Source organism: Marinifaba aquimaris (assembly GCF_013328345.1).
Taxonomy (GTDB): Bacteria; Pseudomonadota; Gammaproteobacteria; order Enterobacterales; family Alteromonadaceae; genus Marinifaba; species Marinifaba aquimaris.
The window spans coordinates 59,662-72,262 of the sequence record NZ_JABULX010000022.1 but is presented as its reverse complement, the minus strand read 5'-3'; the positions used below and the strand labels follow the sequence as shown (position 1 = coordinate 72,262).

7 protein-coding genes and 1 pseudogene are annotated in these 12,601 nt (G+C 41.1%); all 8 read right to left on the bottom strand.

Features of this window, described 5'->3' with window-relative positions:
- Nucleotides 1-407, bottom strand: a pseudogene (locus tag HR060_RS13760) (hypothetical protein); the annotation flags it as partial.
- An 11-nt stretch (nt 408-418) separates the two neighbouring features.
- Complete coding sequence (locus HR060_RS13755; RefSeq protein ID WP_174200873.1) at nt 419-3,601, bottom strand: sulfite exporter TauE/SafE family protein; 3,183 nt, start codon at nt 3,599-3,601, stop codon at nt 419-421.
- Between the two features lie 2 nt (nt 3,602-3,603).
- Entirely contained in the window at nt 3,604-4,686 is a 1,083-nt protein-coding gene (locus HR060_RS13750) for a PAAR-like domain-containing protein (protein ID WP_174200872.1), read from the bottom strand.
- A gap of 26 nt (nt 4,687-4,712) precedes the next feature.
- Nucleotides 4,713-5,135, bottom strand: coding sequence for a hypothetical protein (locus HR060_RS13745; protein ID WP_174200871.1), 423 nt, complete (start codon nt 5,133-5,135; stop codon nt 4,713-4,715).
- Between the two features lie 19 nt (nt 5,136-5,154).
- Nucleotides 5,155-7,176, bottom strand: a complete 2,022-nt coding sequence (locus tag HR060_RS13740) for a type VI secretion system Vgr family protein (protein ID WP_246283173.1) — start codon at nt 7,174-7,176, stop codon at nt 5,155-5,157.
- Nucleotides 7,177-7,188: 12 nt separating this feature from the next.
- Nucleotides 7,189-9,873, bottom strand: coding sequence for a type VI secretion system ATPase TssH (tssH, locus tag HR060_RS13735; RefSeq protein ID WP_174200869.1), 2,685 nt, complete (start codon nt 9,871-9,873; stop codon nt 7,189-7,191).
- Nucleotides 9,874-9,898: 25 nt separating this feature from the next.
- Entirely contained in the window at nt 9,899-10,864 is a 966-nt protein-coding gene (locus HR060_RS13730) for a type VI secretion system baseplate subunit TssG (RefSeq protein WP_174200868.1), read from the bottom strand.
- A complete protein-coding gene (tssF, locus tag HR060_RS13725) occupies nt 10,864-12,600 on the bottom strand; it encodes a type VI secretion system baseplate subunit TssF (RefSeq protein WP_174200867.1) in 1,737 nt (578 codons plus the stop codon). Before tssF ends, HR060_RS13730 begins: the two co-directional genes overlap by 1 nt.
- Nucleotide 12,601: the final 1 nt, after the last annotated feature.

Sequence of the window (12,601 nt, the reverse complement as noted above, 5' to 3'; positions counted from 1 at the left end):
AAGCGATCAAAATAAATAATATTATCCGAACCAACTCGCATGCTCCAAGGAAAGGCATTTAACCAAAATAAATTCCAGATAAGAACGGCAATAAAAAAATGATAATCAAAAGGTTCACCGAAAAAAAATATTAGCCAAGCGGGTAAATAAATGGCGCAGAAACAACTGCCTGCAAACCCCAAAAACATGCACCCTAATGAGAACCAACCCGCGAAATGTTTATCCGACGCTTTAACTAAAAAACGTTCAGGTTGCTCTTCAAAAAAACGTCGCTTTTGTAATTTTTTCTCAAATTTTCGAGTAAAGTACAAACCATCAAATTGTTCGGTTAAAGACGCATGATTAAAACTTTGAAAAAAACGGTTATACGTCGTTTCTTTCGGTAACGTTGGATTTAAGTTAAACATGGTTATTCTTTTTATAAATTAGGTAAGGGTTGCTTTAACGCATCAAAATCAAGCGGTAGCGTCAGCTCTTTGTTATATCTAAGTTTAATAATAGGTTCTTCAGTATCAATTACCTGTTCACTGCCCAGATCAAGGTAATATTCGGCATGCACTAACTGATTTGCGTCATTAAACCGGGTTTTGTATTCTTTAGTCTGCATTGCCCATTGTGTGGAATAAATGTCTAACGTTATTGGATGGAGGTAGCGGTAATTAAAAGTCAGCTCTAGTTCAGATTCGATATTGTTAAACAGCTTTAATGATACGCCAATGAGATAACGGTTTTGACCTTTCTTAGATACATGCACTTCAGGTGAAAATAAGATACTCAGTAAGGCATGATAATAGGTTTTGGCGTTAGAAAAACTATTGTAATCAGCACCTTTTTCATTGGCAAAAACACCGCGTTTTTCTTTGGCAAATGGCCCCCATTTTGCCCAAACTTCTGCTTTTGTATCGGTTAAACTGGCTGCAACAATTGATGCAATAATAGCACCAATAAAAAGCGCCCAACCAATTGGCCCTAAGCTTACAAACACTGCCCCATAAAATGCAGAGCCTATGCTTAAACCTGCAGCAATGATGGTGGCCACAGCGGCGTCCTTATCAGCAGATTGCCATAGTTCAACGGCATCGGCTATCTGAACGCTCCCTGCAACTATACCTACCAAACCACCAAAGGTTCTAAGCAGGGTGAATTTTACGACTCTCTTTAACTTGGTTGTGTAGTCCTTTGCTAGATCGTCTAATTTGGCCTTTGTTAAAGCATATTTTTCAGCATCTTTTAAAAAGTAAACTTCCCAAACACTGCCAAGCGCTGCCAAAGTACCACCTATTACTGCTATATTTTTAGCTATTTGATAACCTTTATTTTTACCACCAACTTCTTTTTCATAGTTGTTATAGGTTTTATACGCTTGAATACCACTTAATAATAATAAGCCGCAGGTTAATAACCTACCCGCTTCAAATGTGAATTGTTTTAAACCAGATAGGTTTAAACCATTATTGTGTAAACCAGGATCTATTTCATTGTGATATTGTCTTACCACATTAGCGGGCAGGCTTGTTTTGGGCACAGTCAGTACTTTAACCCCCATGCGTTTAAAATCATCTAATGCCTGTTTAGACGATAAAACATGTTTTAGCATCTGCTCAATTTGTTCTTGGGTTTGTGTGGCTACCCAATTCCCCATGTTATCGGTTATCTGATTACTGACCCCCGAAGGGTTTATCTTCATTGATAAGCTACGGGCAATGGTAATTATTTGGTTAGGGTTTACCCGCCTACCCGCTTCTAGTGATGCAAGGGCATTTTTTATTGCCTTGTTGGCTTTTCTGCCTAAATTACGTTCAAATAATGGGCTTTGTACCATGTTTAAGCCAACAGCAACCCTATCACTTGGGATATTAGATAATTCTGCGATGGTAATATTTTTAAAAGTGTCGATATCAAAAGATTTAACCAAATTGCCAATCATTTGATATTCGTGTACCTCAGCAATTTGATTGAGCAATTGTTGTTTGAAGATACGCTCTTTAAAGCTTAAGTATTCGGTTAAACCTTTATGACTAAACTGACTGGAGTTATTCAGTAATACCAATGGTGGGATCAGCCCCGATGTTTGGTAATCAATTTTAATTTGATCTTTTTTAAGTTTATTGGGGTCAAAAGCGCCTAATTCCTCACTTAACGTGTCTTCATTGGGTTGGTTTAAATTTAAATCATCGCCAAATAAATCTTTGGGCGGGTTAAATTGCACCGCCAACCAGTCACTCTGGTTGGTGACTAAGCTTTTCACTAGTTGTAGGTCGTCTTCTATCCGTACTTTAAGTGCTTTGCTGATACGTTTTTTTTCAGCCATTTGGTTAATGGCTGGAATAAAACACGGAATGGCCGTTGCTGGCACTAACAAGGTGAGTAACTGCTCGTAAATACATTCAAACGCAGTGCGATAATGCATGGCCGATAGTGTGCTTAAATCTTTAACCGTGGCTTGCCATTCAGGTGGGTTTTGAATATTTGATGCTTGGCAAATTTCAAACAGCGTTTGTTCTATTTGGCTGTTATCAAGGTAGAATAAATCGGTCAATTGCTCTCTGGCGAGTATGTAATCATCTAAATACGTCAGTACTTTAGTAGCATCACCGACTAAGAATTTTTCGAGTGTTTCCCGGCTGAGCTCTTTGCCCACACCTCGAGCGGTACGACTTTGGTGGTCGCGTTTAGTATACACTTGCTGCTGGGCAACATAGCTACCACTTGGTGTGGTGACTAACTCGGTTTCCCACAACTCATCGGCTAAATAGAGCTGATGCGCCATCATGGCCGATTGATAAAAGTCATTTTTTTCTAAAAAAGCTTGATTTTCTTTGAGTAAAGCCAGCGCAAAGTCTGCATTTAATTTAGCTTGTTGAGCCAGCCCTAGCATATCGTGCAAGTAGACACAGGCAGCACCATTTAGCTGCCCCATGTTTTCGATACTTTGCCAATTGGGCGCTTGAGATAAATCTAATTGTTGCATTCGCGCTTGACGGTATTGCGCGGCTTTATCAATATCGTCACATTTAGTGAGCTGAGGTGATTTTTCAAACCTTGCATCGCTTGGCCACATGCCGCCAAGTGCATTAATATACTGCCAAGACCATTGCACCCGAGAAAAGGCAATATCAACCTGAGTTTCACTAAGCGCATCACTGTCGGTTAATAACCCCATATTTTTAATGGGCAGTAGTATTTCCATCGCCGCTTTTGCTGAATACGGGCGGTGATTTTTGTCGTGGTGAAGGCTTAAATCGATTTCATGCAAAAAACCTTTATCGAGCGTCGCCATTTCACGCCATAAATGACCATTGACAAAAATATAGTAAAAACCGATTGGATCATCTTCAGCAAAGGTCATTTTGTCTTTATCCATAGGGATAAATTCTGGCGATGACGCCTTTTGCAGGTTCAATGTCGGCTCGCTAAAGACTAGCGGTTTTACCGATACAAAGTTGGGCAGTTCATTAGGGTTATCGTCACTGGTGTGGGTAAAGGCACAACCCAAAGGGATCTTAATGTCATCTTGCCCTGTTGCAGGTAAAGTTAAATTGATTTGGCAGGCATCGTCTGCATTAGGGATATCGGTCGTATATACCTTTTGAACTGTCATGTTTATGATCCTTCACTAAACACTTTTTTAGCATTGAACGCCCCTTGGCGCCTTTCTATGCCACCTTGGCCAATAAACAGATTATCAGCTGAGGCATCAATTGAATAACTCGCTTTGGCGCTGATATTATCCTTATCAGCAAGTGCTTGCCTATTGTTAACTGACAATGAACTGGGTGCAACCCCTGGCGGTTGGTTAAGTGGCGCCGGCGGGGTGTTTTTACTGTTAGATATCATCAAATCGCCCTGCCTAACAGCAGGTTTGCCTTCGATTAACACATTAAAAGACCCCAAGATAAATTCAGCTTTACCTTGCAAGGTGCCGCTGACAATACCTTTCATTTTACCCGGTTGGTCGCCCGTACTTTGACTAAAGTTACTTTTAAGGTTGCACGCCGGGTTGCCATTAATTTTAACGGAACTGGCGGTACTGGCTGCATCACTCGAACGGGCAATATTGGCATAAGGGATAGGCACATCAACTTTACCGATTGGCGTCCAGCACACATCAACGGTTTGTAAAATGCCATTACTGCCTTGATGCACCGCTGTTTTCCCATTGATGATCAAGTTATTCCCACTTACCGTCGCTACTTGCTGCGCTTGCGTTTCAGTGTCTTTCTCAATGGTTTCAGTATTACCACTTTGCCAACCAATGTGTTGATGCACTAAATCATAAAAACGGTCGTAATCGGTCAATGGCGCATTCATATCCAAACCGGTTTCGCTTTCAATCCAAGGTAAGATGGCCTGCTTGGTCTCTTCGTCGTATTCTGGGGGTTCGGGATAATAATCTGGAATAAAATGGGCGATCATCTGGCCTAATGTAAAGCCTGAAAATTTTGCACTTTGACAGTGCGCTTTAAAAGCCGATTCACCTTGGTCTTTGTCAGGGAAAATAGCAATACCGTAGGCTTGGCCTAACGCATCATTTTGTTTTGCGACCAAGTTAAATGGCAACAAACCAGGATTATTGTGTCGCCAAGCCTGGTTACCACCTGAGCGTTGTTCTGCTGATAAGTTATCAATATTGTATTGCACACTTGCTTGGGCTTTTCCTTGGTGGGCATTGATGTAATCCGTCACTTTTTAGTGTCCTTATTCGTTCAGCATTAATTAAGCCTGATAGGCCAGCCAGCAAGCGTCATATCTTCTTCACTTACTGCAATGACGGTTTTGCCATCGATACTAATTTCACCGTTAGCATTAACCTGAATAAACCCTTTTGCCGTGGCGAGTGCAACGCTTTTATCAGCTTTAATGATTATCTGTCCCTGATCGTCATTTATCGATGCGGCTGGAGGCTGATTAGGCTTGGCAAGTACCCCAGTGATAATAACGCCCGAATGCGTTTGCTGAATTAACACTTGATCGCCAATGGCCAATGCAGATACGTGTTGCAGTTGACCATAAGTACTAACAACCTGTTGATGGTATTCAACTTTACTAGCTTTGCCCCATTGATCAATTTCAGTAACAATGGCTAAATTATCCGACCAGTTTTGTGAGATAGCAGTAACATTAGATGAGCTCATCGTCTTTCCTTATACTTAGCTAGTTATTGCTAACTGCATTACCTTTAATAGCAATATTGGCTGCACTTAGGGTGATGTTATTCGCATCTATGGTCAAGTTACCTGCGCTATCTAACTCAATAGACGCACCAGCTTGTTTTAGTTGAATAGAGCCATTACCACTGCCAAATAAGCTGATGTTACCGCCGCTATTGATCACAATATCACCTTGTGGTGCTTGCACTTCAATATTGCCATTTTCAGAATACAGACTGGTATCTTGGCCTGCTTGTAAATTCAATTCAGATTCAGATTTTAACGAAATGGCGTCTGTAGAGGTCTCAATTGCAATAGCCTGCTCAGCCGCTAATTTAATGGCTGCTGCACTTTGCAACTCAACATCGCCTTGGCGAGTTTGTAATTGAAAATTATCTTGTGCGGCTATCGTTAAGTTCGCGCCCGTTGTTACGTTGTGATCACCTTCGGCGCCGAAATTCAAACTGCCTTTGGCCTGAATGTGGATATCACCTTTTTGACTGATCAAACTCGCTTGGTGATTATCATTGGTTGCATCTAACAACAACGCGTTTTCACTACTTTTTGTGGCTAGCTTTATTTTTTCTTCCGCTGATTTGTCATCCATCACCAGCGTATGACCCGCTTTAGTAACCAATTTATTCTCTGTTGGGTTTTGGCTATTTACCGGGCTGGGGCTATTTTGGTTATATATAGCACCTAGAATAATGGGTCTGTCTAAATCTCCATTTTCACCGGCGATTATAACCTCAGTCCCTTTAGATAAAGGAAAATGCATACCGTGGCCTGAGCCCCCATATGGCTGCACCAATCGACTGGGTTTACTCGGATTACTCATATCTTGCGTTTCAAATGGCAATTTGATGCGATAACGCCCGTCATCATCAATTTCTTGTTCTATTGTTGCTGTAAATGTCGTAAAAACACGGCGGCTAGCAGGTATTTCGGCCTTAAATGGCACATCGTAAGGAATGATACAGGCTTGATTTTTGTAGGTTAACCCACTGATGTGATCGCCGTAATTCAAAGCCGATTTTTGATTAGCAAAGTGCTTAACTGACATGACTAAATAGCGACCATTGTAGTCGGGGTGATCATAAATAGTTAACAAGCAGCCCGGTCGTAACGCTCGGCAATCGGTATCAACGACGATAATATCTCGCATACAATCAAGTGATTGTTGTCTAACATTTGCTAACAACTGGCCATCTGCGGTGGATTTATAATTTTCGCCGTAATGTTGAACTTGCCCTATTCCCTGAACTTGATGTCTATTTTGCGAGCTCACCGTTAAGTTTTGCGGTTGTTCATCATTGTAATCATCAAGTACAACCTCTTGCGCCAATAATTGACGTTTGCGACTCACGGCAAAAATGGTTTCACTTAATCTGACCTGTGACGATGGCCCGACATAACCTAAATCGATTGACTCACTCTTTTGCGCGAGTTTTGCACTATCTTCACAAACATACAAAACGGCTTGTTTTGCACTTTGAATGTAGCCACTAACCAGACCGTATTTGCGCATTAATCGAGTGACAAAATCATAATCCGTTTCATCGTATTGCACGCACATATCTAATGTCGGGCCTTGCGCTTCAATACTCACTTCAGCTTGTGGATAAGCATTTTTAGTTAAAACTTGTTTGATAATTTCCCCGACACTGACTTGAGTAAAAACGCGATTAGCACGGGTCAGCGTTAAGCGTTTCAGTTTTGATGTCAGGGTCAGTTGATAATGTTCACCGTCTTTATTTTTGCCCAAGTAGGCTAACTCAGACAAATAGCCTGATATATAGCGATCACCTTGCGCCCACTTCATGATTAACGTGACATTTTTATCTAATACGTCTTGTTCATTAAAGTGCTGCATGCTGACAATGTTGATGATAAATTCGTATTCATCACTGAGTTGATCAGCATTCGATTTAAAGTCAGTGACCATCACCAAACCGTCAGGAATGCCGGTGATATCTATAAAAAAATGACTTTGGTTGGCCTGAGCTGGCATTAATTCATCAAACATAACCATGATCCTCTAATGACTATCGGCAAATACAGCTTCTATTTCTTGGTTATCATCTAACGTCAGCGTTAAAATATCCGGTAAATCTTCTTGTGCCATAAACTCTAGTACCGAGCGCGCTATCCCTGGCAGTATTTGCTGCTCGATGATGGCATTGACCATGCGTGCTCCTGAATCTGACATCTGGCATTGTGCCGCCAATTTTTCAATGACCTGACCATCTACACGCATTTGCATTTGATGATTTAACTTTAAGCGATTTGCTACCGCTTCTAGTTTCAGTGCAACTATTTGACTGAGCGCTTCACTGTCTAGTGGTAAATAAGGGATGACTTGCATTCTAGCTAATAATGCAGGCGCAAAATAACTCAATAGCTCGGGTTTAATTTGCTCATTAAGCTGATTAATTGACGGCTTAGACCATTGTTTCTCTTCTACTGCTTCTGGCTCGCTATCAGTAATTATGCCATCTAGCGTTTCAATGGCTGGCGGCGTGCAAGCATCAATTAAAGTTTGTGATGCCAAATTTGATGTCATCAGAATCACTGTGTTTCTAAAGTCGATTTCTCGCCCTTCTCCGTCTCGCATAAAGCCGCGCTCAAATACCTGATAAAACAGGTTCATCACATCAGGATGTGCTTTTTCTACTTCGTCTAAAAGCACCACAGAATATGGACGTTGGCGAACCGCTTCTGTTAATACACCACCTTCACCGTAGCCCACATAACCAGGAGGTGAACCTTTTAATTGAGAAACGGTATGCGCCTCTTGGTATTCACTCATGTTAATCGTGATAAGGAACTTATCCCCACCAAATAACTGTTCAGCTAAAGACCGTGCGGTTTCAGTTTTACCCACACCAGATGGACCTGCGAGTAAAAAGACACCTAAGGGGCCTTCACTTGCACTAACACCCGCTTTACTTACGCGAAGTGCTTGCGCCAATTTAGCCATACCTTGATTCTGACCTATTACCTTCTTAGCTAGGTGATGTTCAAGCGAGATAAGGGTATTAACCTCATCTTTAACCATGCTACCAACAGGTACGCCCGTCCACTCAGCAATGATTTCTGCTACAGCGTCGGCATTCACTTCAGAAAAAATACCATTGCCTTCAGTATTTTGAGATTTAAGCAAATTACGCATTTCAAGCAATTGAGCACTAACATCCTGACCTTGCTCTTGAGCTTGCTTTAATTCGGTGATTTGGCTGAGTGTATCAATTTGCTTTTGTCTGATGGCGCTTTGCTGATCTAGCTTTTGCTGTGATGTCTGTTGCTCAGTCGCTAATTGCTCAATTAATTGAGTATTGACTTCCAAACCTTGAGCGTTTTCATCACTTAAGCTGCTGATACGCTTGTTTAAATATGCAAGATGTTCGACTTCTGATTCAATTGCACTTGGCTCAGTGGCAAATGACATTCTGACTCTGGCCGCTGCAGTATCTAATACATCAATGGCCTTATCGGGTAATTGACGTCCTGTGATATAACGCGCTGATAAGCTGACTGCAGCTTCAATTGCATCGTCAGTAATTTGAATATTGTGATGCGTTTGATATTTATTTTTTAGCCCCGTCAGCATAAGCTTTGCAGCTTGCTCGGTTGGCTCATCAACTTTGATCAATTGAAAACGGCGCTCAAGTGCCGCATCTCTTTCAAAGTATTTTTTATATTCAGTCCAAGTTGTTGCAGCTAGAGTACGCAACTCACCTCTTGCAAGTGCTGGTTTGAGTAGATTGGCAGCATCACTCATACCCGCATCACCACCTGCGCCAATCAGAGTGTGGGCTTCGTCGATAAACATGATAATGGGTGTAGCTGATGATTTTACTTCGTCGATAACTTGTTTAAGACGACGCTCAAACTCACCTTTTACCCCAGCTCCAGCTTGTAATAACCCCATATCTAAGGTTAATAGTCGGACCTGTTTTAATTCTTTAGGTACCTGGCCATCATTGATACGCTGCGCTAAGCCTTCAACAACAGCCGTTTTACCAACACCTGGATCGCCAACCATAATGGGGTTGTTTTTACGACGACGACATAAAACATCAATCATCATGCGGATTTCATCATTTCGGCCAAGTACAGGGTCAATACCACCCGCTTCGGCCTTAGCGGTTAAATCATCACAAAAATCGTTTAGTGCTTGTCCTGTGCTTTCACTTGCTTGCTCAGTTTTCGTCTGAGTTTGCTGATTAACTGTCGATTCAAATCGTTCAGAAGAGCCTTTACAGATTTTTTGATGATTCTCTCTTAAAAAACGGACATCCACTTTTTCCAGTAAGTTAGCCAGTGACAGTACGGGTGAAAAAGGTGCTAACTCAATTAAAGCATCAATTAATGCAACACCTGTGATCCAATCATTTTTATAGTGCATGTTGGCGGCTAACCAAGACTTTTCTAACCATTCATATAACCTGCGAGAAAAACCTGGTTTGCTCTGACTTCCAGCCGGTTGAGTATTTAAGTGATTCAGTAACGCTTGCCAGATTGCATCGGCATCAACTTGGAAAAAGTGAAAGATTCGATCGATATCACCTTGCGCACCTTCTTCCAATAACTTGATTAATAGATGCTCGGGTAATACTTCAAAATGTGTGCGACTTGCTGAAAACCCGGCTGCTGATTCAAGCGCAGTAGCGGTATGACCATTCAATTTGTCAATGAGTTGTTTGATCCCTTTTACATCCATTGTTTAGTTATCCTTGTTTTTATTCTTAGTGAAATTGTTTCATTTGATAGGTTTGCTTAATTTGGCTGGCTTGCGAATCACCAACAAATAGCCCCTGTCCTAATGCGATTGTATCTTGGCCCAGTACTTGGACTGGCTGAGCAGCCTGATTAATGAGTAAATCACATGACCAGCTCGTTTCATTTGGCAACTGGCTGGTTAATAACATATTGAGTTTTTTACCCATTGGGTGGTTTGGCCTGTATTCATTAGCAAGCTCTGCATCTAAAGGGCCAATGACAACTTTTACTCGCCCACCAGAGACTAAAATTTGCTCACCTAAAATAGTCGATTCGCCTAATACAGAGTTGTGTTCTTGACCAAAAATAAACGGTGAATCAATAGGTTGCCAATATGCTTCTTTATCGTTTAATTCGATGCAATCAATGTCTAACTCAAGTTTAAGTAATTGCAATAAACCACTGGCGCTATTTTGTTTTAAACTGGCAATACTGGTATGAATTCGCCTTTCTTTTGCACTAGCAAGAATGCTATCTAGCAGTAAATCAAATTGCTCGGAGCCATAACCTTTGATATTTAATTGAGACTTTTTCCATGCTTGAAATGTTTGGCAATAAAGTAAGTGATTAAACATATCTAGAAAGGCCCGCGTCACCTCCCCTGCAAAATCATCTCTGGCTGCTTGCTCTAACACATAATGCGGTAACGAACCGTCAACACCATACAAACCTTGATAACTCGTCTCTACACGCAATTTTTGCTGACTTAACTGGGTGTGACTGTCGATTTTACAATCTCTTAAATCACTCGCAGGAAAACACATTTCTTTATGTGGGGTGACGTGAATGGCCTGGCTATCGCCAGAGGTCATTTCGCCATCGATAGCCATATGTTGTTCTAAAAGCGTTAACGCTTTAAAAAAACTAAAGGTCCAAGGTTCATTCAGTAATTGATCAATTTGACCTGGTAATTTTGCTCTAAACGAATTCATCAAGACTCAACTCCACCAACAAACGGTATAGCTGCTAACTGCCAAGTAAATGATTGATAACTCGGTACACATTCAACTTTTGTTTGAATACTTTCATTTATCGGAGCATACATCTGGAAAAATTGATGAAGTAATGTACCAAAGTGATAAATGTCAGCCACACAAACAAACAAGCTCTCATCAAGTACCACTTTAATTTCTATACCTTTAACAAAAATTCCTTGCTTAATTTGATTTAAAGGACGTGTTTCTATGTCAGTGATGGACTCAATACGTCTGCGATTTTCAGTTCGCTCTGACCAATCAAACAGCGCTAGCAAACGCTTGAGTTCATCTGCTTGCGTGAGATCTGTCAGCTTGAGGTTGAGCAAACTGATCAATTGCCAGTGCTTTGGCTGTGGCGGACACTTGCGGATATTACTTGGCCGAATGATATTGCTGACCGTCATTGTACTCGGCATATTTTGGCCAGCTCGATTTAAATCACCTTCTTTTAATAAGCGCTTTGGCCATGAAGCATTGTAACTATCGACAGATAGAGAGAGGCTTTCATCATCTTGACAGGCATCGAAGGATACTTGGATATAATGAGTGGGAACGGCATCACCAATATCTTTAATAATAAGGGTATACAACCTGAGTTCATCATTAAAAATGCTCTTGTAGCGTGGTACATACTGAGTTTTATTGAGCGTCGATTTATCAACGCCTACAACCTCTTTAACCGCATGTGTATAGACCGAATGCCTTAACGTACGATCGGCTGTGACCATATAATCCAGTCGGTTTGACTCTAATCTGATTGGTTCTGCATCTTGCTTGAATAAGTTAATTGCAGGTACACAGTTGAGTAAGATATTTTGGCTGCTCACCTGATTACCAGGTGGTAATTTCACTTCTGAACTAAATGTTAGGGTAAATTCATCTGCATCGGCTGTGATTAATTCATTACTCAGCCCTAATAAGCTGACAAAATAGAATCTCTCTTTTGCATTGAAATAATCTTGCAGTAAAGCATAGCTCGGATGGCTTTGTGCAGCTTGCCAAAGCATGGGGCTTTGTCCGTTGACAAAATTAGCGGCAAGGCTACAACCATCTAATAAAACATCGCCAACTTGAGATGAATCGGGGTACGAAAGTTTTATAGCTTTTGAAGGTTGAAGCAAAAATTGAAATAGACTACTGGCCAGTGGTGTATCACCACATAAGTAAAGATTAATTTTAGATAAATCGTAATTACTTCTATCGCCCTGACAAGCCCATTTAAATGTTAGCTTAAGTTCAGCACCAAGGTGGGTATCTTGGTAAACTACATTGGTAATTTTAAAAGGTACAACCGTAACATCTTCAGTTGTGGTAAACCGACATTCGACTTTATTTTGATCATCAACAGATACTGCACCTGCACTAACCTCAAGCCCTTTTTCAATCAATTCACTCGCTTGCATTGACAACTTAGGTGTAAAGCTCAATACCGTTGAAGATGGGTAGTGATTTAATAAAAAAGGACAAAGCTGCCTTAGTACTTGTTCAGATACTTCAGGTATGGCCTCATCTAAGCGCTTTTGAATGTTAGCCGTAAGGTATGCGACGCCTTCTAATAAACGTTCGACATGAGGGTCTCTATCTTTTAACGAATCAATATTTAACAGCCCAGCATGTTCTGGATAATTCTGTGCAAATTGTTTGCCCGCCTGTGTCAGTAAGCGCATTTGTTGATCGAAGTATTGCTGCATC